We start from the raw sequence: 21,014 nt of genomic DNA, 5'->3' as shown, positions 1-21,014 counted from the left end.
TAAATATAAATCCATCTACTAACTTAACATCCGGATAAATACTATAATTTATCCATTTTCTATAAAAGATACATAGGCATTAATTTTATCTTGTAACAACGTTAAATGCTGAAGTGTATTTTCCCAATCTAAATGATCTATAATCATTAGTGATAACTTATTTACTGAAGACAGTTGCATTTTCCGCAGCCTATACTAGTTTAATTTCAATTATATAATATTCCCGACTTAATCTATCTAATAATCCTTAAAAATAATCTATATTGATTTTCACTAATTTAGTAATCTCTAATATCTCTACAAAAAAAGCACTCGCTACCAATAATAGGTTTTCGAGTGCTCAAATGTATATACTTCCCATCATATTTAAATCATTTTTAAGATTTGTTCCTTCACATTTTCGTCAAACTTGGCTCCTTCTACCTGTGCTCCCTTCCAAACTACATTGTCTAGTTTGGCACCGGTAAAATTCGCATCCGTGAAATTCCCATTTAAAAGGTTCGCTCCTGTTAAATCCGCGTTTGTAAAATCTGTATTTCTAGCATCTACTTCTGATAAATTAGCATCTTCTAAATATGCTTTTTCAAAGTTACCTTCTGTAAGATTCGCGTTGCTGAAATTTGTTCCCGTACAGTCGGCCTGTTCCGCATTGATTCCTGATAAATTTGCATGGCGAAAAGTAGCATGATTTAATATTGTTCCAACTAATTCTCCATATGAAAAATCAACTTCATCAAAACATGTTTCAAAACAACTACTTATATTTACCTTTGCATATTTCATATTGGCTTTAGAGAAATTAGCTTCACCAAATCTACAATCTGCAATATGTATTTCCTCTAAATTACAGCTTCTGAAATCAGCAAACTCAAAATCACAATCAAAAAAAGATGCTCTCATTAGTGAAGAAGCTCTTAAATGGACTTGTTTTGCCATGATACCCTCTGCCATCACCTCTGACAAATCAGAAAAAGTAAGGTCTAAATTGCTCATATCTAGCCCATCTATAATTTCATCATTGTATTGAGATCGATTTAATATTTCCATGACTTTTATTCTATCATTATTTTTCTCATCCATGATTACAAATTCCTTTCATTTAACTTTCCAGATACTCCTTCCAAGCAACATTTGGAGAATAAGTTATACCCATCTGATCTTCATCAAAACTTGGTATAGCCATTACTTGTGCTGGTTCCAAATACTTCATTACTTGTAGCCAATTATCAAGTAATGTATCACTGTCACTCTCTAATGGATTATTTAAAATATCAATACAAAGACCACCCCAATCTAGCTCAGATACCACAGCTGGACTATTTTGTAATAATTCCTTATCAAACATTTCTAAAATATGACCACTAAAGTATGTTCTAGCCCCTATCCCTAAGGGACCGCTAGGAAGAAACCTAACTGGTATTGGTTGGGAAGATATTTCCATCCACATTTGTAAGCGTTCATGTTCGGTATTCCACGGATATGATAAAGGCCAAAAAATTTGAGTTACTCCATAACTTGGTTTCGCAATTTCTGCGATTTGGTCAGATAACTCAAAAAAAGCAGCCCATAATTTTTTAGGTATTGATTTATGAAACTCAAACTCTAAAAATGAACGATGGCTCCAGTTAACTTGAAAACGTCCTGTGTAGTTCACAGATTTATCACGATACAGGTAAACTTCTGATACTATACGCTCTGAAACTACTTTTTCCAGCATTTCCTGACGGTTATATTCTACCCGTACCGTTTCACAGTTGCCCCAATGAGTAGGAGCAAATTTTTCATTTGACTCAAACACATCCAAAAGACGACCTAATAATTCTTCTTCGTTAAAAGATACTGTAGGATACATTGTAATTGTGAAAAAATCTGGTTTCATGTATATCCCCCTTAATATTAAAAAATATAGTCAAATAATAATTTTTATTCACAGCTTTTTCCACCTACCTCCACCAGGTAAACGTGTATTGTTCTCCCATTTATGAGTCACTTTACCGCTATTTGGATCAGTGTAGTAAACATCACTATCCTTACCCAAAGGTCCACTTGGTCTTGGATGAGGAGGAATTCCATTCAAATCGGGTTTATCACTTGATATTGTCACAATATGACTTCCACTTTTATCTTCGAGCATTTCCCTTTCAGCTCGCATTTGACTGTCATTATGAATAACGTGTTCTTTGTCACTTATTTTGTGTTTGTGATCATGAACTAAATCGATTTCATCCTTAGCGTAAAATGCCCTTCACTGGATGTATACGTAACAACCTTGCCAGAGTTATTGTCCTCTAATGTACGATTTAGGTGTTCTCCCAAAGCTTTTCTCCCTTTTATTTCTTCTTCTCTTCCTCGCGCTTTGGCTTCATCTATTTTCATTCGATAGTATTTTTCTCTTTCCGGAGTTGACTTAATTTTGTTTGGGTTTGCCTTACTACTATCACCCGTACCCTTATCAGATGGATTTACAAATTCAATATCTTTAGGAAAAGACCTCAATGGTATGTACAATAGGAATAACCTTCAAGATTAATTTTTTCATTAACTTCCAAAACGAACTAATTTTTCATACTCTGTTATGTGTATTTATAACAAATAGTAATGCTTAAATTGCAACATCTTGGTATCCTACCCTAGCTACTTCTTCATTTATTAGACGAATACCTACCCCATTTTCCATGTCCCATGTACAGTCAAATGTTAGTCCAATATATCTGCCTTCAAAGCGTCTAGCAGATGGGACATAAATCCCCACTAGCCTGATCCTTTCAAGAAGCTGATCAATCGTTTCAATTAAAGGATAATTTTCATTATATGAAACATCATACCCAAGCTCATGTCGTTTTTGCTTGTAATAATCTAAAATTGGTTGCAAAATACTTTGTTGAAGATGCCCCCAATTTTGTATTAAAGAATTATACGAAGCATACTGTTTTTCACTAAATTCACCATCTTCTTCACCATCTATCATCAAAGCAATATCGGCTTCTTTGCCGCAAAACTCAATGGTAGTATCTCTACTCCAGACATAATCATATTCAAGCTCACCAAAAACTTCATCATTTATTTTCATTTTTAATTTTTCCCCTTTCTATTTATTGGCAAATTCCCCTGGCTTAAACGCTCCTGCATTTATCTCTCCTACGCCGCCAAGATGCCCAAATTTGCCATTTATTTCTGATGGTACAAGTTGGATAGTCTTCACATCATTTAATTCGTGCCACGTTAACTTGTATTCTTCTCGATAATCTGCAATGTCTCCCGCTTTAATTTTCCCAGGAGTCATTCCAAATTTGCTTGCCAACTCTGGTGAATTGTTAAGCTGTTCAGTCAACTTTTGATCTGCTTGTTTAAAATTAATAGTTCTAGCTTTTGTTCCGTGCTTGCCGGTCCCGCCTAACATGTATTCAATTTCAAATTGCGCTTTTGCTACTGGTGAAAAATCAGGAACTCCATTTTTATACTCAATTCCATTAATACCAGCTTCATTTAAGATTTTCTGTAACGTAGGATCTGGTGGTGGTTTTAGGGTACATAAAGACTCACCTCTAACCCCTTCAAAAACGACATTTGAATTCGTTTCTGCGGGTGTTTGCTTGAATCTTGATTCATATGTACTGGCAAATTCCTCTTGCTTGAAGGCTGGTGGAACTTCAGCCTCTCTATTACCCGTACCCTTAACCCCACCACTCTCCAAATTCGAGATCCTACTCTGAATACTCGCCTTTGAGGCATCATGGGCTTCTTGGAATTTCCCGCTATAGTTCGTTCCAGATCTAACGACACTTCCATCTGGCAGTATTTCTACCCCTTTAACGAATGGGGTTACGGAGTCCACACCTTTTGCTAGTTTAATTTCAATTATATAATACTAGGAATTTATGTTAGCCTTAATTCATAAAAAATTACTTTTTATAAATTTAACCCAAGTTTCTCGTTACCACATTTCTATATTATAACATTAACTCAATCGTATCTTTTAAAGCTTCATTTACATTAATAGCCTTTTAAATAAAAAAACTGAAAGAGGATTAATCCACCTTCCAGTTTCTTCTTTCATTATTCTATCGGCCCCATAAATTGAGTAATTAAATAAACATGCTCGATAAGTTTGACTTTTTGTAAGTTTTCTACTTTTTCTGGTCCACCTAGTGCAAGTAAAGGTGTGTAACCAAAACATTCATCTATTTCAAGCTTTCCGTATTTATTTAATGCCTCCTGATAATGCTTCCAATCCAATACTTTCTCTAAAAAATAATCATCTTTCGTATTTTTAAAGAAAAACTTGAATTTTCCAGCTACTACATCTACCGTACCTTTTCGATACTTAAGTAATAATAAATAGTTATTTTCCCACACAAGAATATCTCCCATACCTGTTGTAAAAATTGGGATAGCTTCTTCATAACGGATATAACTTTCCTTTAATATATCTAAATATTTTTCTGGGTTTATTGCTCTTAAGTATCCATTTAACATACTCCCAAACCCATAGCATTTCCATAAATCTATTATTTGATCTGGAACTTTCCCTGTATACTTTTCAATAACCTCTGTTGATGGTTTTTCGAAAGATATAAAATCATTTATATTTTCCATAGTATCCCCCTACTCCGATTTCAATCTAACATTAAGATATGTCAATTTTTTTCTTCCTCCGATAAGGTGTCAGCAACTCGTCTAATTTCCTTATCCACATTACCAATCCTGCTTTTCCACTGCGAACCTATTGATGAATTAATTCTAGAATCACCCATGCCAGTTATTTTTAATGGATTTCCACCCGCAATTTGATCTGGGTCATGTAATGCAGCTTTATCCTTTATCCACTTTAAAGCTTGCTCTTCTGCTTCCCTAAATGAAAAACCTTCTTCCATAAATTCATCTATTTTATCTTGCACAGCTTGTTTTCGTGCTAATCTTTGAGCTGAATTTGCTTGTTTTGATCTTCCATATTTTAAAAATTGGTTCCGATTCTGAATAAACTCATCAACTGTCAATTTTCCCAGTCCATCTTCTTGATTTTTTAATTGTCGTATAAACTCATCTTCATTATGTTTTGGATTACGTTTAAATTCGATTCCAATTTCGTCAGTACGCGAGCTATTATTACCCACTCCGCTAGTTTTATTACTTCCTTCTAATTTACTATGCCCATGCGCAAGTTGATAAGCGTCATCCTTAACTGCCGTACTTGCCTTTGAAAAATTTCCAGCTACTTCTCCAACAGTTGAAGATTCTATATAAGGAAGCTTCATTCCTATTCCAGTATCCACCGTCCTAACTGCTACTGGAATAGGAGTATTTTTCATCGCATCTAGTGCATTCTTTAAAGTCTTATTTTCCTTAAGCGATTGTACCACATTATTTCTATGCTAAAATGCAAAAAAGCACTTGTTGCCATAATTGACAATCAAGTGCTTTAAGTTCATCTGTTTTTAAGTAGCGTAAATTTGTAAGTTTTGTAGTAACGGTATGACACCTTTTATATGTCGCGACAACTACTACGTTAAAACTTACGAGTTTGTACGAGTTCGTTAGTTTTATGTCCATTCCATGCCTTAATATTCATCATCCAGTAAAATGTCATCTCGCCTAAGCTTGTACCTTGTTTTCTATTCTATTTCTATTTGTCGTTCTTTTTCAATCATTTTTTTTCTAAAAGTTGAATCTATCATTAAATTTTCTTTCTTATAAACAGTCCAATCAGAATAAGATTTCGGCCCCTTTGATTTATTAGCCGCTTCACTCAATCCAATAAAATTCTTAGGATTATTTAAAACTTCTATTTGTTGTTCTCTTGTTAACATCTCAAATCCGTCCATTTTAGCTATATTATCCATTGTATTATAAAAAAGTAAGTTCCTCCCCCATTTTCTGATATTTGAGCATAAAAATAAAATTTATTCCAATCTTCTGGAATCATTTCATTAACTGTTTTAGCTATCTCTCTATATAATCTATTCATTCCCTTTTCCATACTCAATGCAGTCAACATCCTACTTTATTTTCAATAGTTTTTTTAGCAATCCTTTTTCTATTTCATAGCCCCCTTGGTAAATACGCCTTTTACTACATAATCCCAATCTTTTATATAGAAGATTTAGAAGAAAGTCTATTGACATTAAAATAAAAATGACTTTGATACAGAATCAAAGTCATTTTATATATTTAAATTTCTATTTTAAATTTTTTATTAAACATTTTATAGTAAATAAATTAAGGTTGAACGCTTTCTTTCTTGTAAAATACTTCCAAGATATAAGTCATTTGGCGAACATTTAACATAACAATTATTTTGCAAGTGTCACGTTATTAATTGCTTTTCTTTATGCCTTATTCTTTTTATATTCCTCAATTATCCGGAAATCACGTTTTCTATTCTCATTAGGAATTATACCTAATTTTTCATATTCCCATATCACTTGTTGCTCGTAGCTGTCATCATTTTCTAAGTTTCTATAATTATAATCTATATTAAATCTCCCAGTTGATGTCAATTCAAAAGTTAGATTCGTCCACTGTTCTTGTTTGTTATTTCTAAATTCTTCCCATAACTCTCTTAAATATTCGTATAATTGATGTAATTGACTATTAATCTCTTCTTCATTAATATAGTCCATATCTTCAATATCTAAACTGTAAATAGGTGTTTCTTTCCCATGAGGATAATAATAAAAATAAGTTCTATTGCTCCACTCTGTTATTTCTGAATATAATAAAATTTTATCCCAAGATTCAGGAATTATTAAATTTAATTGCCTTCCTATCTTTTGATATAATTGATCCATCCCTTTTGTATTCATTTACTTACCTCCATATACATTTTCAAGAATTTCTTCATGCTTCTTACCATCAATTTTATATTTTATTTTAAATCTACTTGGTCGCAACGATTCTCCTTCATATATTGGTCTAATATCCACTATAACCTTTTGCTTATCGTTTAAAGCTTTTGCCCAAGCATATTCTAGTTTTTTATAAGCACTTACATTCACATTACCATTCATTGCAACTATATTATCAATTAGCGGAGATCCATTAAATTGCGTACCGATTAAATGTCCACCATGATCGCCTTGAGTACTAGGAGCTTTAACTCGGTCTTCTCCTCCAGCAGCTAGCTGATGCTTACTATTACGTTCTCCCATCTCTAACGTTAATTCTCCAGAAGCTCTCTCAATTCTTCCTAGTTCATCTGTTTGATATAGATATCCATTCGTTTCATATTTTACATTAGGTTTCAATTTAAATTCATCTGAAAAGTGACTACCATCTTTAACTACATCATCAACAGCCTTACTAGTATTACCCGTACCCTTAACCCCACCACTCTCCAAATTCGAGATCCTACTCTGAATACTCACCTTTGAGACATCATGGGCTTCTTGGAATTTCCCGCTATAGTTCGTTCCAGATCTAACGACACTTCCATCTGGCATTATTTCTACACCTTTAGCGAATGGGGTTACGGAGTCCGCACCTTTTGCTACTAGACCTTTTATGAAGTAGTCTGCATCATTAATCTTATCTACGGTTTTCCAACCTTGTATTTTTAAATTTTTTAATAGATTATTTTCCTTAAGCGATTGTACCACATTTTTACCCAAATTTGGATTAAAACCAGGCATTCCTTCTTTGAATTTTAATAATTTCGCTAAATCAGCTAATTCATTCGTGCCTTTGAATGCTTTTACTCCTTTTCCTACTGCTCCAACAACTGGAATTGCGTCTAATCCGCCAAAAATGATGTTTGCTGTGCGTTCTTCTTGGCTCAATTTCCGGTGTGTTCCCCAGTCTTCTCCGTCGATACCGCTTTTTATTTGTACAGCGCCGTATACTACTGCGGCAGCGGTCCCAAGTGGTGGACAAAGGATTGTTGTGATGATGATTCCTAAGCCTATTCCTATGTCTCGCACCATTTCTAGTTTTTTCTGTTCATCTTCTATCGATTTGTATTCGAATCCTCGTGTGGATGGGACTACTTTCTTGTATTCTTCATAATTTAGTTTTGCATCTGGGTTTTGTTTTTTTAGTTCTTTGTACTCCGCTCTCAGTACGTTATCAAATGCAGGTGAATCTCTAAAAATATCTTCTACTGTTATTTTATCTTTTTTTGTTTTTATTGTTTGTGGTACACTTCCGTACCCCGCGTGCGCACCTGGTAATACTGTCGTTGTTGTGGAGCCAATTCGGTTATCTGTTTTGAAACTGAGAATAGATGTATCTCTCATTTTTTGAGCAAATTTATCCATTTCTACTAAAAAAGGTTTATCTATATGTTCAGAGACCAATCCCCCTGCTTCTCCGCAATATTTTTGTAATGTCGTATAGCTTTCAAGTAATTCCCCTATTTTTTCCGATTGATCTTTATGATTAAAATGTATACTACCATCCGAGTCTAAACCTCGTATACTTCCTTCTACACTTTTTAATAATTCATTTGCTTTCTGTAATTTCATGAGTGCATCTTTTGTAATTCGATTCATACCATCCCCCATGTTTTGCCATGGTTCAGGTCTATATTTCACATCCATTTCGTTTTCATCCCCCAGCCGTATGGTGATTTCTACAACTTACTTAATATTTCACGTAATTGTTCGTCCTTTTCAAACATTTCTACACATGCGTCCCTTACAACTGTCGCCGACCTATAATAGTGTTCAGACAATTCAAGTGTTTTGTGTAATATATCAGGGTATTTTTCAATTACTCTCATCGCTTCACCTTTTTGATAAAAATCACTACTTAATAAACTCTCAATATTCGTTCCAATGACGTCTAAATGGATTTTATATATATTTTCTAATTTCATTACTATATCAAGTAGTTCTTGAAAATTAACTAATACTTCTTCTCCACCAGAACCACTATCTCCCATTGATACTTGCATTATTGAATACCTCCTAACGAGAATTGTCTCGGGTCAATTAACTTTTTATATGGCATTTTTAACACGTCATACAATTTCTTATTAACCGCATAGAGGCTCACCCAGTCATATCGATTACGATCTACATCTATTTGAACGAAATCTTCTCCTTCAGTGAAATATAAGAAACATTCCCATTTTCCTCCTCTATTACTTCGAGGCCTCGTATACGTTTCTATCGCTATAACGTCTTTATTTGATAAATCTTTTTCCTCAAATGTTTGTTGTTCTGCCTCTGTCATTCTCTTTGAGAAAAATGTATCTTCTATTTCCCTCGGTTCTCTCAATAAGAAAGGAATGCGTGTTAATAATGAAAAATATACGTCTGGCTTTGGTATGTAGTCGATTTCGTATTTTTTATTTGGCTCTATTTCTGTTAATACAGCCACTCGATCTTTATCCTCTTTCAAAAAACCAATTAACAAATTATTAATTCTCGTGTAATCGTGACAATTCTCATATTCCTTTAATAGTTCAATCATTTGAAAAGCTGCACGGGTAATTCCATTTTCACTTGTAAGTAAGCCTTTTTCTTTTAAGCTCGTTGTTGCTTTCGTGACACATTCTTCATCAAGTAAAATAATTACGTCACGATTTGGCAATCCAAATATATCCGTAACTCCAGCTGCACCTGCGAGAACATATAATTCAGCAGGTGCAAAACTCATTTCTTTCCCCATTCTTTTATCCCTCGTTTCTCCATCACAATTGTTTTATCGCCCTTACTTTCGGTATATCGCCGTACGTTTGAATACTTTTATCTAACTCTTTCAAAGCTTTCGTATGCCCTTCAAATGCCTCTACCATTTCTGAGTTATATTGAATGATTAAATCAAGATAACTTAAAAAGGCATCTCTCGTTTTTCCATTCCATTTCGCACCTGTGACATATGCTTTTAAGTCTTTCGCTTGGTTTAAAGAATCCTTCATACCATTTTCAATGTTTTGTGCGTAAGAAATGGCACTTGTCGTGTTACTTCCTATAATTTCAACCTCTTTACCACTCATGTTAGTTCCCCCACATTCTTTGTATGCTTAATGGATAAGATTTTCAAGTTCCTTTTTCTTTTCTTCAAAAGCCTTGGTCGCAGCATCATATGCGGCTGCTTTCTCCGCTTCTGCTTTCGCTTTATATTCCAAATACTTTGCATAAGCTGTACCTTTTGCAGATCCAACATCGCTTAATGCACTTTTAAAATAGGATACTAATGTATTTAATTTTTCATCCTTTTCATGACGTTTTTGTTCAAATTCCACTGCCGGAATTTTATTAGCTTCTAAACCATTGCTTTTACTCTCATAATCTCTCTTCGCCGATTCAGCGTCTTGAATTAATTGTTGTAACTCTCTTTCTGCATCTTTTAATTCATCATGCAGTTTATCATACTGATCTCGTTTTCTCGCACTTTCTGTAAAACCAGATGCATTTAAAAAAGCATTGTACAATTCATCTAACATCTTTCTCCCCCTTTAGTACAATAACTATGTAGTTAAATTCGTATATTTAAACATGAATATTCATTACATTAAGAATTAACAAATAATTATTTTTGCATATCGCTATTTTATCAAAGCAATTTTAACATTTCCATATTTTATACAAAGCTTTCGCATTTTTCTTCAATTAAATAGCAATAAATATTTATCATCTAAAAATTATAGTTTTATATAGATTATTGGAATTTTATCTATATTAAGTTAATTAATGACAAATATTCATCGTTTACATGTTATAATTGCGATGTATACATTTAATTGTATTAGATGTATATGTGTAATACGTATGTTTAATAAAGTTAAATTAAACTGGGGAGGCTTTCGCTAATGGGCAAGAAAACAAGCAAAGCTAAAAAAATTTTGGGATTCGTGATCACCACAGCACTAGCAACTACAATGATGGTAGGCACAGCAAACGCACAAACAACTACGAATAACTATAAAGTAGCTGGCAATGCGAACACTGTATTTACAGATGTACCAAAGGACCACTGGTCAAAAGATGCCATTGATTACTTAGCGTCAGCAGGACTTTTTAACGGATATGGAAATGGAAAATTTGGTTTTGGGGATAATATTACTAGAGGCCAGGTAACTTCTTTAATCGCTCGTCATTTAGGTTTAACAGCAAACAATGAACAGAGCAATATGTTTAACGATATTAAAAATCATATGTTTGAAAAGGATATTAAAGCTATTGTACAGGCTGGAATTATGACAGGTGATGGAACAGGTGCTTTTCGTCCAGATGATGCATTAACTCGGTATGAAATGGCAGTAGTATTACAAAAAGCATTTCAATTACAATCAAAAGGCCAAAGTAACTTTAAAGATGTACCTCAAGATCATTGGGCCTATAAATTTGTAAATACGCTACGTAGTAACCGAATATCCTACGGTGATGAGGCAGGTAATTACAATGGCAACACGCTTGTGAAACGTGAGGAGTATGCACAATTTTTATATAATGCAATAGCAAAAAACAGAGATTATAATTTCAACATCAATTCAAAAGAAGAAATGAAACAAATGTTAACAACAGCTTTACAGAATGGAACGTTTGGTCCATTTACATTAAATGCATTGGGTAAAGATCTATCTGATGTAAAAAAAGAATATGGAGTGCCTGATGTTTTGAAAAAAGCACCATGTACAGAATGTGATGCACCTAATATAGCAGTATACGGCGATTATAATATTGACATGTACCCTTCGGACGCAAGACATATATGGGTAAAAATGGATATAACTATCAATGAATTAAAAGAGTGGTTTGGTGAACCCGATGAAATCGGAGGGGATATGACTAGCGAAGGCTTTGTATATAATCGAGGAAGCTATTATCTTTATTTCAGCTTCTCTGATGGTTATATTCAACGCGCTGAAATATCTAATCATGAATATAATTAATAAGTTACAAATAATATAAATATATAAAGCATAAAAAATCCTTCAAGAACATGCCTTTTCTTGAGGGATTTTATTTGTCTCTATCTATTTAACATAATACAAAGCTATAAAACTCCTACTGATTAAACTTTATTTTTCTTGATGCTCCGCATCCCATTCACTTAAATACGTTGCATATTCTAGTTCATCTGGATCATCATCTAGTATAGAAATAAACTCTAATTTATTTCCATCACAATCTAAAAAATATACGCTTGCAGCTGGCATCCACCTTTGGACAATTGGTTCTCGATCTCCTTTTCCCTGACTCCCTACTACCTCTATTCCACGTTTCTCTAACCACAATTTAGAAGTCTTTAAAAACTCTAAATCTACACGAAAAGCGAAGTGTTTCGTCTCAAAATCTACATTTGTATGTACTTCCCATAATCCGAGCATTTGTTTTTTGTTTTCTCCTACCCAAAAGAATGCAACTCGTCTTTTCGATAGTCTTTTTGCTAATGTTAAACCTAATTTATTTTGATAGAAATTTATCGCCTTTTCTAAATTTCTTACATGTAAATGAGTTTCATATATGCTTTGTATCATTATATTCATCCCCCCTTTCATATTTTTATAATACAAATACATATATTTGAAATCATCCTACTTTTGTATAATTGTTCGTTCCTACAAAGGTATAAATATGTCCCAGCGCCGAAATTCTATCCATTACGGACTTTTCAATTTACTTTTACATTTTTGTATAGCAAACCCTTCCGCATGAGCTTGTTTTTTTTGAATTGTAAAAAAACCACCCAACTCAAATGAATTGGATGGCTCTATACCAGAAAGAAAATTTGCTATTCGTATTACTTCAATTTCCCCTCAAAAACAATTTTTCTACCGCACGGTTCCACTTCTGTTTTGCCGTCTTTCTTCACTTCATGAAAGATTGGTTCTTCCATGCGACGAGACGGTGCGTAGCCTTCTTGTTCCATACGTGCTAAGCAGTCTGTAATTGTTTCGTTTTCGAGTACTTCAAATTTCTTTTTATTAGGTTGTTTTGTCATGACCTAACCTACTTTCTATTTTTCTTGATGCGAATTGATTCTTCATGTAGATTATATATACCATTGCGAGAATTCCCATTATAATCATAACCGCAATAAAAAAGCTTGTATACTGTATTTTTTCTATAAATACGCCTCCTAATACAGGTCCCATAATACTTCCTAAACTGAAGGCGATTCCAGATAATATATTACCTGCTGGTAGTAAGTGTCTCGGTAATAAATCAGTCATAAATCCAAGTCCTAAAGAGAAGCACGATCCAATGACCATACCAGCTAAAAGCATACAGGCAAAGACGATCCAGTAATATTGATCAAATACTGCCGCAAGCAAGAAAATACCCGTACTTATGCTGAACGTCCACGTTAATATACGGTCTCTTCCATATTTATCACTCAATATACCGAGCGGGATTTGTGTAATAATACCTCCAATCGCGAATGCTGGTATTAAGAAAGAAACATCTGATACAGACCACCCTTGGCGAAGTGCGTATACTGGTAAGTTACTATTTAACATCGCTTCAAGCACACCATATGCAAGTGGACCAATAAGTGCAATCCCAGCTAATCCAACGACTTGTTTATAACGAGAAAATGATGATTCACTTTCCGTATTCGTTTTATCTTGTGCTGGGAATGCATTTTTCGTTGGTAATAGTAAAATCCACCCTATTAAGCAAAGTATAGTAGATACGATAAATGGCGTTGCTAGACCGTACTGAACTGTACTTGCCAAATAAGGACCAATTGCAAAACCAATTCCGCAGAATACGCCGTATATCGATACTTGTCTGCCTATTTTACTAGGGTCCGATGTTGTTGTAATCCACGTTTGTGTTCCGACATGAAGCATATGATCTCCAACGCCAACTAGAAATCTAAGAATAAACCATACCCAAAATGAAAATATTTTTGTAAAAAAGAATAATGAAATAATAACGAGAAAAACACCAATTACGATAATTGGTTTCATTCCAAACCTTTGCATCGGTTTTTCAAGAAACGGTGAAATAAATAATATCCCGATGTATAAGGCCGTCGCATGAATACCGTTAATACTTGAACTAACTCCTTCTTGTTCAAAAATCATGGCGATTGTAGGTAGTAGCATTCCTTGCGATAAGCCAGAAATTGCTGCAACCCCAGCCATAATCCAAAATGTAAAACGCATTGACATCCTCTTCCCTCACCTTCTTCCGCTTTCCATTATAAACTGTTTCTGCAAATGCGTGTACAAAATATTCATAATAATAAAAAAAGAAGCTAAAAGAATGGACCTTTTAGCTTCTTACCCTTCCCAAACTTGTGCTTTCACATTGTAATGAAAGTGCTTAAAATATGGATTTACATAAAATGATGGTCCATATAAATAATGATGAGCATGAGCTGTTGGCTGCTGCATTTGCATAGGAACTACAGCTGGTGAAACTTGCATATACATCGGATTAATCATTATTTTTGTATATAAATGATGATTATATGGTGACTGTGCAATTAAGACTGGTTGATGCATGGATGTTCTCCCCTTTTACTTACAATGTTATAGTATATGCAATACTGTTCATTTCGGGGATTATTTCTGTTCTAACCAATCCTCTACATGCTTTATAAACACATCTAAACAATCAATAAACGGTGAATGACCACAGTCTTCTAACACCTTCAATTCCGCATTCGGCAAATGCTTTGCTAACTCTTCACCGACGACTTGCGGTACGACATAATCTCTGTCACCTTGTATGACGAGTGTAGGAGCTTTAATATGATGAATTTGTTTATTTCCCTCTACAACTCCATTATGTTCATCCGAAATATTAAATGTAATGAGCGCATAATTCACATCTACGAAATTGCGCTGCGTTAACATATCATCTAAATACTTTTCATAACGATCTGGTTCGGGTTGGTTATTTGTATATATTAATAGATTCCATACTGTACGGTAATATAATTTATTCATATTTTTTATCGCATCTAGTACTGGAGCGATTTGTACTGGATCTTGCGCAATTTCTTCTTTTGTCTTTACTAAACTTGATACGATCGGTTGCCCGTTAATATCTTTTTTAAAGATTGGATAGCCTTTCATCCCTACTGATTCTACTAAGATTAACTTTTCTACAAAATCCGGGTGATTTGCTGTAAATTGCATCGCAACACCACCGCCCATTGACCATCCCATTAATGAAAATTTCTCTAGTTTTAATTGATCGATAAAGAGTTTTACATCTTCAGCAAAGTCTTGTAATGAATCTATCGACTTATTATATGTCGATTTTCCAAATCCTCTTAAATCAAGAGCGTAAATATGATATTGACCTTGCAATTTTTCAATGACTAAATCCCAGTGTTGTGACGATGTCATGTTCCCATGAATGAGTACAAGAATTTCTGTATTTTGCCTTCCAACTTCCTGATACGCAATCGTTTCTCCGTTTGATAGTGAAACAAACTCCATTGTTGCAGGCTTAATCATCACAAGTTCCCCCATTCTTTTCAATAGAAAGAAAATTCTTTACTTAATTAAAGAATACCATGTAGAATATATGTTCTCAACATAAAACCTCTACGAATTTTTTACATAAATCAACATGTCTATTACTAGACAATAAGAATAAAAAGGTATATAGTTAGCTAGGTAACTAATTTGAAAGGATCAAACTATATGGACGAAAAACAACATTTTTTTCACATTGTCAGCCAGACTTCTCGAAAGTTTACGAAGAAGTTTAATGAACGCGTATCTCCAACTGGGTTGTTTAGTGCACAATGGGCTGTAATTTTTCGCATTAATCAAACTGGATCTTGTACCCAAACAGAATTGTGCCAGTATTTAAATGTTGAATCCCCAACGATGACTCGTACGTTAACACGTATGGAAACAATGGGCTGGATTATTCGTACAGAAGGAAAAGATCGCCGCGAGAAGCTCATTTCTTTATCAGAAACAGCGATAAAAATGATTCCGCTATGGCAAGAAGAAGTTGATGCTTTCGAAGAAAAGGCGCTAGAAGGTATTAATGAAGCTGACTTACATCAAGCATTTCAAGTGTTACAACAAATAATTAAAAACTTAGATTAAATTGGAGGGATGACGATGCAAAGTGAAAAACTTTGGACGAAGGATTTCCTCGGAACTTGTTTTAGTAGTCTATTTCTCTTTTTAACATTTTACATGCTTATGACTACTCTACCCGTCTACGTTATAGACGGCCTAAAAGGAAAACCTGAGGAAATTGGTTTAGTTGCAACTGTTTTTCTTATTTCATCTGTTTTATGTAGACCATTCACAGGAAAATGGCTCGATGATTTAGGAAGAAAGAAAATATTATTTATTTCACTTTCACTATTTTTAGCCGCTACTGTTATGTATTTCGGTGCGCAAAGTTTATTTTTATTACTTGCCCTTCGCTTCTTACATGGCATTGGGTTCGGGATGGCAACTACTGCAACTGGTACGATTGTAACTGATGTTGCGCCAATTCATAAACGTGGTGAAGCACTTGCTTATTACGGCGTATTTATGAGTCTGCCAATGGTAATTGGTCCTTTTTTAGGTTTAACAATTATTTCCCATTTTTCATTTACTGTACTATTTATTGTTTGTTCCGTATTTTCATTACTCGCATTTTTATTAGGATTAGTAGTGAATATTCCTCATGAAGAACCGGTAAGCAAACAAAAACGAGAAAAAATGAACTGGAAAGACTTAATTGAACCATCCTCTATTCCAATCGCTCTAACAGGATTTGTTTTAGCCTTTTCTTATAGTGGTATTTTATCCTTTATTCCTATTTATGCAAAAGAACTCGGTTTAGGAGAGGTTGCTAGTTACTTCTTTATTGTATACGCACTTGTTGTTGTAATTTCTCGTCCATTTACAGGAAAAATCTTTGATCGTTTCGGTGAAAATGTACTTATTTATCCAGCTATTATTATCTTCACAATTGGAATGTTCGCTTTAAGTCAAGCGCAAACTCCATTTTGGTTCCTAAGCGCAGGTGTATTAATCGGTTTAGGCTACGGAACATTAATTCCTAGCTTCCAAACGATTGCAATTTCTGCCGCTCCAAACCATCGACGTGGTTCTGCGACAGCTACTTACTACTCGTTCTTTGATAGCGGCATTGGCTTTGGTTCTTTCATTTTAGGTATAGTCGCTGCGAAATCAAGTTATCATAATATGTATTTTATCGCGGCTATTATCGTTGCGTTCACTTTACTTCTATATTATGGATTACACGGACGAAAACAAAAATTCAAGAAACAACGTACAGACGGACAAGTATCCGCTTAACATAAATAAGGAAAGTAAACTTCTCCGTTTACTTTCCTTATTTTGTATTTCTTTCAATAGAAGCGTATACTTATAATAGCATCAACAAGGAGGGACCTATATGAAACTAAAAAAATCTCCCCTACTCTTACTCATACTCACATTTATATTTGTAATTACAGGGCTTGGTTTTACTTACTTCAAACATAATAAAATGACTCCATCTAAAGATAATGTCACTAAGAAAAATTGGTTAGACGATCCTTACTTACGTTGGTCGTACACGCATATGAAAGAATTCACCTTAATTAACGAGGTACATAATAACCCTAATCAAATTTCCCACTTCCCTACTGCATTACAAAACTTAGACGATTTTGCTGTGGAGCGTAGATTCGGAAATACAACGCCTCTAAAAAAACTTTTAGACGAAAACAAAACAGATGCTTTCGTCGTTTTACATAATGGACAACTTGTTTATGAACGATATTTCAATGGATATAAAGAGAATGAACCTCATGGTATGGCATCATTAGCAAAAGTATTTACCGGGGCAATTATACAATCTCTCGCTGAAGCAAATCGTATTGATGTAGAGAAAACGGCTGAAACGTACGTAAAAGAATTAAAAAACACACCTTTCGGTAATGCCTCGCTGCAACAATTAATGGACATGCAAGTTTCTGCAGAATACCCGACTCACGGATATGAACATCCAGCGTTAGAAAATCAAGATGCGCAACTATATTTAGCTAGCAATATTTTACCTCGAGGTAAAAACTACGACGGTCCGATGAGCATTTATGATATGTTGCGAGAAGCGGAAGAAACTGCACCATCTGGTTCTACTTTTTCTTACGATAACGGATCAGCTGAAACGCTCGCTTGGATTATTCGAAACATTACTGGTAAATCTCTAGCTGAAAATGTAAGTGAACGAATTTGGTCTCAAATTGGTATGGAAGAAAACGCGTATTACGTTACAGATGAAACAAAAGTAGAACAAGCAAGCGCTGGCTTAAATGCAACTGCTAGAGATATGGCTAGATTTGGACAATTACTATTAAACAACGGGGAATATAATGGAAAACAAATCCTCCCCTCTTCTATTACTGAAGATATAAAAAATGTCCAAGAAGGTGAACTTGAGGTTGGCCCTGGAGCTTCCATTTCTTATCATAATCAATGGTGGATTCCGCACAATGAACAAGATGCTTTCGAAGTGTTAGGTAGTTACGGACAAACACTTTACATCGATCCGAAAGCAAATATGGTAATTGTCCACTTCTCTTCTAACGCTACGCCAAGTAATGAAATCCATTCAGTTTACTCCAATATGTATATTGATATTGCGCATCATTTGGAGAAGCTTCCACAGTAGTGGAAGTTTTATTTACACCAAACCTATAAGTTATTAGAAGATACTGCAACAAGAAATACCATTTAAAAAAGAATCTCTCTTGATAAAGAGAGATTCTTTTCTTATTTCTTTTTCTTTTCTGTCGGTTGGCTTTGTTTAGCGAAATTAGATGAATCATCGAAATTCGGTTGCTTTTTACCAGCATTATTACTTCTACCTTTTCCCATATGTAATCCCTCCCTTCACCCTTACTATTCCCAATAAAAAAATCCTCTTGCATCCAAGAAGAGTTTTTTATTGTCTCTTATTCATAATGTCCAACAGTTCTCGTAGTACTTCCAACACTCCCGGTTCTGCCATACCATATTGAATACTTTTAACCACGGTGTTGATGGTGGTCATCATGCTGAGCTTGATAAAGAACAGCTTGCGGATAAAAACCCCTGTATATTCCATACATGTGAAAGAAGTTTTAGTGGCATTTTGACTCACCCAAGCACATAAAGTAACTAAATACTTGCTTGGTACCTACCTGTTTGTTGCACAAAACCAACATCTCTAGCAATATCTCGTAAGATATTTGAAGATAAGAATCTTTAAAATTCTTGAGCAAATAATTGTAATTCATCAGATACAGAAATAGACATAAAAAAACGCTATCCTTTCCTATGTATTTACAGAAAGAATAGCGTTTTTTTCATTTTAATGGTATTACTTGATAGTGATGTGTATTCCTATGAAAGCTAATATACAAATAACATCAATAAACTTGTAACTATCCCAACCCAAATGCAGAGAATGAAACAATACCCCATAATGTCTTTAATTTTCAATCCCAGCACACCTAAAAGAGGTAGTGCCCAGAACGGCTGAATCAAATTTGTCCATGCGTCCCCCCAGCCTACCGCCATAGCGATAGTAGCCGGATCTACACCTAACTTCAATCCTGCCGGAACCTGCAGTGGCCCTTGCAAAGCCCATTGTCCCCCGCCAGATGGTGCCAATAAGTTCACCAATCCCGCTGACCAATATGTAAATATATCAAATGTATCCTTTGACGCAATGGATGCCATCCATTCAATGATTGAGCTCCCCAATCCTGAACTACCTAAAACAGCGATAATCCCCGCATAAAATGGAAACTGTAGGATAATCGGAGAGATGGATTGCGCAGATTCTTTGAATCCTTGTGCAAAGTTACCAAGAGAACCATGCAGGAGCAAACCAAGTGACAAGAAAAACAAATTAATGATATTTAAATCTAAACTACGACCGTTCACGAATTCATAAACACAATACAACGTGCCAATTGCACCTAATACTATTCCTAGAACCGGTGTCCATTCTAGTTTTTCCGCAACAGTTAAATTCTTTTGAGGAGGTTTTACAAAAGAATTTGTATCAGTTTCGGGTGCTTTATAGCTGATAATCCCACTTTTTGGAGCCATAAGTACAATAATAATTGGCATCGTGATGAGTAGAGCGAAAAAAATAATTAGAGTAGAATAACTAAAGATTGTTTGTGAGGTAGGAATAATTCCAATCATATCTACAAGAAAATGATCCTTTGTGGCAATTGTCAGGCCAATAGAACTTGAAAGACCTGCGCTATATAAGGCTGTCGGAGCATAAGCAGCTGCTACAAGTAATGGAAAATGTGCATTCGGATTCTTTTTCGCTACTTCCTTCGCAATGATCGCTCCCACAACTACAGCTAGTCCCCAATTGATATAGTATGCAATTGCACTGATCAAAAATGTCATCGTATAAGCCTTTTGAGGTGTATCGGCTAACTTTGCAATAGACTGCAAGCCTCTATTAATAAACGGGACAGAAGCTAGCGTCATCCCTGTAACCATTAGCAATACCATTTGCATTGTAAACGTTAAATAAGTCCAAAATCCATCCCCCCAAGATTTTACGATTTTGTACGGATCTGAGGGATTCATCAACAAAGCTATAATGAAAGTAAATAAAGTGAGCAGCACCGCAATAACAAAGGCATCTGGGACATATTTCTGAGACCATCTCGAAAATACATTTGCACATCGTGTAAGCAATGATTCTTTCTTTCCTGGTTCTGGATTTGTCTCCAATAAGGAATGTTTCATAAATATTCTCCTTTCTAAATTTTAATAAGGTAAATATAAATAACATTCCACAAAAGAAAATAAAATCCTTTTACACTTGCTGCACACGAATCAACTAGATCTACATTCGAATATCTAAATGCCGTTACTTTCAATCTCTCATTTACGATTGATTCCTACGAACGTGGTATCCTCTTATTAATACATATCATTTTACGTTCATTTCCAATTAATTTTATTAATGAAACATGTTGCTCAGTAGTAAAGACTCCATTTGTACCTAATCCAATAATGACATAGTTTCCTAAATCCGCTTCATTTTTTAACTCTTTAACTACAGGAATCTTTATTTTAAATCTCCAGGAATAGCAATTTTTTTCATTTTAGGGGGTAGTTC

General features: G+C 34.6%; 23 protein-coding genes and 5 pseudogenes. 4 read left to right on the top strand and 24 right to left on the bottom strand.

Annotated features, from left to right (window positions below; all coding sequences use genetic code 11):
• Positions 1-48: 48 nt before the first annotated feature.
• The 16 genes and pseudogenes from COE49_RS27950 to COE49_RS07465 form a co-directional block, all read right to left on the bottom strand.
• The gene (locus tag COE49_RS27950; RefSeq protein ID WP_255294744.1) at positions 49-180 is read right to left on the bottom strand and encodes a DUF6572 domain-containing protein; all 132 of its coding nucleotides are present in this window, start codon (positions 178-180) and stop codon (positions 49-51) included.
• 186 nt (positions 181-366) lie between these two features.
• Positions 367-1,080, bottom strand: coding sequence for a pentapeptide repeat-containing protein (locus COE49_RS07540; RefSeq protein WP_098945805.1), 714 nt, complete (start codon positions 1,078-1,080; stop codon positions 367-369).
• 19 nt (positions 1,081-1,099) lie between these two features.
• A complete protein-coding gene (locus COE49_RS07535; protein WP_098883127.1) occupies positions 1,100-1,879 on the bottom strand; it encodes a hypothetical protein in 780 nt (259 codons plus the stop codon).
• A 48-nt stretch (positions 1,880-1,927) separates the two neighbouring features.
• Positions 1,928-2,496 (bottom strand): annotated as a pseudogene (locus COE49_RS07530) (ADP-ribosyltransferase).
• 106 nt (positions 2,497-2,602) lie between these two features.
• Positions 2,603-3,070 carry a DUF6985 domain-containing protein gene (locus tag COE49_RS07525; RefSeq protein ID WP_017673907.1) on the bottom strand — a complete coding sequence of 156 codons (468 nt, stop codon included), beginning with the start codon at positions 3,068-3,070 and terminating at the stop codon, positions 2,603-2,605.
• Positions 3,071-3,088: 18 nt separating this feature from the next.
• Positions 3,089-3,835: an HNH endonuclease gene (locus tag COE49_RS07520; protein WP_098945804.1), complete on the bottom strand. Its 747-nt coding sequence runs from the start codon at positions 3,833-3,835 to the stop codon at positions 3,089-3,091.
• Positions 3,836-4,056: 221 nt separating this feature from the next.
• Positions 4,057-4,596 carry a T6SS immunity protein Tdi1 domain-containing protein gene (locus COE49_RS07515; protein ID WP_098883136.1) on the bottom strand — a complete coding sequence of 180 codons (540 nt, stop codon included), beginning with the start codon at positions 4,594-4,596 and terminating at the stop codon, positions 4,057-4,059.
• Positions 4,597-4,605: 9 nt separating this feature from the next.
• Positions 4,606-5,363 (bottom strand): annotated as a pseudogene (locus COE49_RS07510) (polymorphic toxin type 15 domain-containing protein); the annotation flags it as partial.
• Positions 5,364-5,612: 249 nt separating this feature from the next.
• Positions 5,613-5,807 carry a hypothetical protein gene (locus tag COE49_RS07500; RefSeq protein WP_255294742.1) on the bottom strand — a complete coding sequence of 65 codons (195 nt, stop codon included), beginning with the start codon at positions 5,805-5,807 and terminating at the stop codon, positions 5,613-5,615.
• Between the two features lie 41 nt (positions 5,808-5,848).
• A pseudogene (locus tag COE49_RS07495) lies at positions 5,849-5,977 on the bottom strand (immunity protein YezG family protein); the annotation flags it as partial.
• Between the two features lie 349 nt (positions 5,978-6,326).
• The gene (locus COE49_RS07490; RefSeq protein ID WP_098883134.1) at positions 6,327-6,803 is read right to left on the bottom strand and encodes an immunity protein YezG family protein; all 477 of its coding nucleotides are present in this window, start codon (positions 6,801-6,803) and stop codon (positions 6,327-6,329) included.
• Complete coding sequence (locus tag COE49_RS07485) at positions 6,804-8,534, bottom strand: DNA/RNA non-specific endonuclease (RefSeq protein WP_098945803.1); 1,731 nt, start codon at positions 8,532-8,534, stop codon at positions 6,804-6,806. It abuts the gene before it with no gap.
• A gap of 32 nt (positions 8,535-8,566) precedes the next feature.
• The gene (locus tag COE49_RS07480; protein WP_088229687.1) at positions 8,567-8,890 is read right to left on the bottom strand and encodes an MFS transporter; all 324 of its coding nucleotides are present in this window, start codon (positions 8,888-8,890) and stop codon (positions 8,567-8,569) included.
• Positions 8,890-9,609: a DUF5081 family protein gene (locus tag COE49_RS07475; protein WP_088229688.1), complete on the bottom strand. Its 720-nt coding sequence runs from the start codon at positions 9,607-9,609 to the stop codon at positions 8,890-8,892. The genes COE49_RS07480 and COE49_RS07475 overlap by 1 nt, the downstream gene beginning before the upstream one ends.
• A 22-nt stretch (positions 9,610-9,631) precedes the next feature.
• Positions 9,632-9,937 carry a WXG100 family type VII secretion target gene (locus tag COE49_RS07470; RefSeq protein ID WP_088229689.1) on the bottom strand — a complete coding sequence of 102 codons (306 nt, stop codon included), beginning with the start codon at positions 9,935-9,937 and terminating at the stop codon, positions 9,632-9,634.
• Between the two features lie 27 nt (positions 9,938-9,964).
• Positions 9,965-10,387 (bottom strand): hypothetical protein, encoded by a 423-nt coding sequence (locus COE49_RS07465; protein WP_088229690.1) that lies wholly within the window; start codon positions 10,385-10,387, stop codon positions 9,965-9,967.
• A gap of 366 nt (positions 10,388-10,753) precedes the next feature.
• Here COE49_RS07465 and COE49_RS07460 point away from each other — a divergent pair, with 366 nt between their 5' ends.
• Positions 10,754-11,836: an S-layer homology domain-containing protein gene (locus tag COE49_RS07460; protein ID WP_098945802.1), complete on the top strand. Its 1,083-nt coding sequence runs from the start codon at positions 10,754-10,756 to the stop codon at positions 11,834-11,836.
• 129 nt (positions 11,837-11,965) lie between these two features.
• Here the strand turns inward: COE49_RS07460 and COE49_RS07455 are convergent, their stop codons facing one another.
• The 5 genes from COE49_RS07455 to phaZ form a co-directional block, all read right to left on the bottom strand.
• Positions 11,966-12,424, bottom strand: a complete 459-nt coding sequence (locus COE49_RS07455; RefSeq protein ID WP_088229692.1) for a VOC family protein — start codon at positions 12,422-12,424, stop codon at positions 11,966-11,968.
• A gap of 263 nt (positions 12,425-12,687) precedes the next feature.
• Positions 12,688-12,888, bottom strand: a complete 201-nt coding sequence (locus COE49_RS07450) for an NETI motif-containing protein (RefSeq protein ID WP_000166302.1) — start codon at positions 12,886-12,888, stop codon at positions 12,688-12,690.
• Positions 12,872-14,068 (bottom strand): MFS transporter, encoded by a 1,197-nt coding sequence (locus COE49_RS07445; protein ID WP_088229693.1) that lies wholly within the window; start codon positions 14,066-14,068, stop codon positions 12,872-12,874. The genes COE49_RS07450 and COE49_RS07445 overlap by 17 nt, the downstream gene beginning before the upstream one ends.
• A gap of 111 nt (positions 14,069-14,179) precedes the next feature.
• The gene (locus tag COE49_RS07440) at positions 14,180-14,404 is read right to left on the bottom strand and encodes a hypothetical protein (RefSeq protein ID WP_088229694.1); all 225 of its coding nucleotides are present in this window, start codon (positions 14,402-14,404) and stop codon (positions 14,180-14,182) included.
• Positions 14,405-14,464: 60 nt separating this feature from the next.
• Positions 14,465-15,382, bottom strand: coding sequence for an intracellular short-chain-length polyhydroxyalkanoate depolymerase (gene phaZ / locus COE49_RS07435; protein WP_140417300.1), 918 nt, complete (start codon positions 15,380-15,382; stop codon positions 14,465-14,467).
• Positions 15,383-15,556: 174 nt separating this feature from the next.
• Between phaZ and COE49_RS07430 the strand changes: the two genes are divergently transcribed.
• The 3 genes from COE49_RS07430 to COE49_RS07420 all read left to right on the top strand — a co-directional run bounded on the left by COE49_RS07430 (position 15,557) and on the right by COE49_RS07420 (position 18,548).
• Positions 15,557-15,973: a MarR family winged helix-turn-helix transcriptional regulator gene (locus COE49_RS07430; RefSeq protein WP_140417284.1), complete on the top strand. Its 417-nt coding sequence runs from the start codon at positions 15,557-15,559 to the stop codon at positions 15,971-15,973.
• Positions 15,974-15,988: 15 nt separating this feature from the next.
• A complete protein-coding gene (locus COE49_RS07425) occupies positions 15,989-17,188 on the top strand; it encodes an MFS transporter (RefSeq protein WP_088229697.1) in 1,200 nt (399 codons plus the stop codon).
• 100 nt (positions 17,189-17,288) lie between these two features.
• Positions 17,289-18,548 carry a serine hydrolase domain-containing protein gene (locus tag COE49_RS07420; RefSeq protein ID WP_088229698.1) on the top strand — a complete coding sequence of 420 codons (1,260 nt, stop codon included), beginning with the start codon at positions 17,289-17,291 and terminating at the stop codon, positions 18,546-18,548.
• A 429-nt stretch (positions 18,549-18,977) separates the two neighbouring features.
• Here COE49_RS07420 and COE49_RS27815 read toward each other — a convergent pair.
• The 3 genes and pseudogenes from COE49_RS27815 to COE49_RS27945 all read right to left on the bottom strand — a co-directional run.
• Positions 18,978-19,174 (bottom strand): annotated as a pseudogene (locus COE49_RS27815) (IS4 family transposase); the annotation flags it as partial.
• A gap of 96 nt (positions 19,175-19,270) precedes the next feature.
• The gene (locus COE49_RS07405) at positions 19,271-20,638 is read right to left on the bottom strand and encodes a short-chain fatty acid transporter (RefSeq protein WP_098253127.1); all 1,368 of its coding nucleotides are present in this window, start codon (positions 20,636-20,638) and stop codon (positions 19,271-19,273) included.
• A 56-nt stretch (positions 20,639-20,694) separates the two neighbouring features.
• Positions 20,695-20,961: pseudogene (locus COE49_RS27945) on the bottom strand (SGNH/GDSL hydrolase family protein); the annotation flags it as partial.
• Positions 20,962-21,014 lie beyond the last annotated feature (53 nt).

The organism is Bacillus sp. AFS029637, from assembly GCF_002584985.1.
GTDB lineage: Bacteria > Bacillota > Bacilli > Bacillales > Bacillaceae_G > Bacillus_A.
Note: the sequence above shows the minus strand (reverse complement) of the source record. Positions and strands in the feature narration are given on the sequence as shown.

Excerpts from the sequence above, each read along its gene's own strand:
- COE49_RS07470 (WP_088229689.1), bottom strand. The coding sequence starts at position 9,937 with ATGAGTGGTAAAGAGGTTGAAATTATAGGAAGTAACACGACAAGTGCC.
- COE49_RS07480 (WP_088229687.1), bottom strand. The coding sequence starts at position 8,890 with ATGCAAGTATCAATGGGAGATAGTGGTTCTGGTGGAGAAGAAGTATTA.
- COE49_RS07485 (WP_098945803.1), bottom strand. The coding sequence starts at position 8,534 with ATGGATGTGAAATATAGACCTGAACCATGGCAAAACATGGGGGATGGT.
- COE49_RS07420 (WP_088229698.1), top strand. The coding sequence starts at position 17,289 with ATGAAACTAAAAAAATCTCCCCTACTCTTACTCATACTCACATTTATA.
- COE49_RS07450 (WP_000166302.1), bottom strand. The coding sequence starts at position 12,888 with ATGACAAAACAACCTAATAAAAAGAAATTTGAAGTACTCGAAAACGAA.
- phaZ (WP_140417300.1), bottom strand. The coding sequence starts at position 15,382 with ATGGGGGAACTTGTGATGATTAAGCCTGCAACAATGGAGTTTGTTTCA.
- COE49_RS07425 (WP_088229697.1), top strand. The coding sequence starts at position 15,989 with ATGCAAAGTGAAAAACTTTGGACGAAGGATTTCCTCGGAACTTGTTTT.
- COE49_RS27950 (WP_255294744.1), bottom strand. The coding sequence starts at position 180 with ATGCAACTGTCTTCAGTAAATAAGTTATCACTAATGATTATAGATCAT.
- COE49_RS07515 (WP_098883136.1), bottom strand. The coding sequence starts at position 4,596 with ATGGAAAATATAAATGATTTTATATCTTTCGAAAAACCATCAACAGAG.
- COE49_RS07525 (WP_017673907.1), bottom strand. The coding sequence starts at position 3,070 with ATGAAAATAAATGATGAAGTTTTTGGTGAGCTTGAATATGATTATGTC.
- COE49_RS07460 (WP_098945802.1), top strand. The coding sequence starts at position 10,754 with ATGGGCAAGAAAACAAGCAAAGCTAAAAAAATTTTGGGATTCGTGATC.
- COE49_RS07500 (WP_255294742.1), bottom strand. The coding sequence starts at position 5,807 with ATGTTAACAAGAGAACAACAAATAGAAGTTTTAAATAATCCTAAGAAT.
- COE49_RS07445 (WP_088229693.1), bottom strand. The coding sequence starts at position 14,068 with ATGTCAATGCGTTTTACATTTTGGATTATGGCTGGGGTTGCAGCAATT.
- COE49_RS07455 (WP_088229692.1), bottom strand. The coding sequence starts at position 12,424 with ATGATACAAAGCATATATGAAACTCATTTACATGTAAGAAATTTAGAA.
- COE49_RS07490 (WP_098883134.1), bottom strand. The coding sequence starts at position 6,803 with ATGAATACAAAAGGGATGGATCAATTATATCAAAAGATAGGAAGGCAA.
- COE49_RS07430 (WP_140417284.1), top strand. The coding sequence starts at position 15,557 with ATGGACGAAAAACAACATTTTTTTCACATTGTCAGCCAGACTTCTCGA.
- COE49_RS07535 (WP_098883127.1), bottom strand. The coding sequence starts at position 1,879 with ATGAAACCAGATTTTTTCACAATTACAATGTATCCTACAGTATCTTTT.
- COE49_RS07440 (WP_088229694.1), bottom strand. The coding sequence starts at position 14,404 with ATGCATCAACCAGTCTTAATTGCACAGTCACCATATAATCATCATTTA.
- COE49_RS07405 (WP_098253127.1), bottom strand. The coding sequence starts at position 20,638 with ATGAAACATTCCTTATTGGAGACAAATCCAGAACCAGGAAAGAAAGAA.
- COE49_RS07475 (WP_088229688.1), bottom strand. The coding sequence starts at position 9,609 with ATGGGGAAAGAAATGAGTTTTGCACCTGCTGAATTATATGTTCTCGCA.
- COE49_RS07540 (WP_098945805.1), bottom strand. The coding sequence starts at position 1,080 with ATGGATGAGAAAAATAATGATAGAATAAAAGTCATGGAAATATTAAAT.
- COE49_RS07465 (WP_088229690.1), bottom strand. The coding sequence starts at position 10,387 with ATGTTAGATGAATTGTACAATGCTTTTTTAAATGCATCTGGTTTTACA.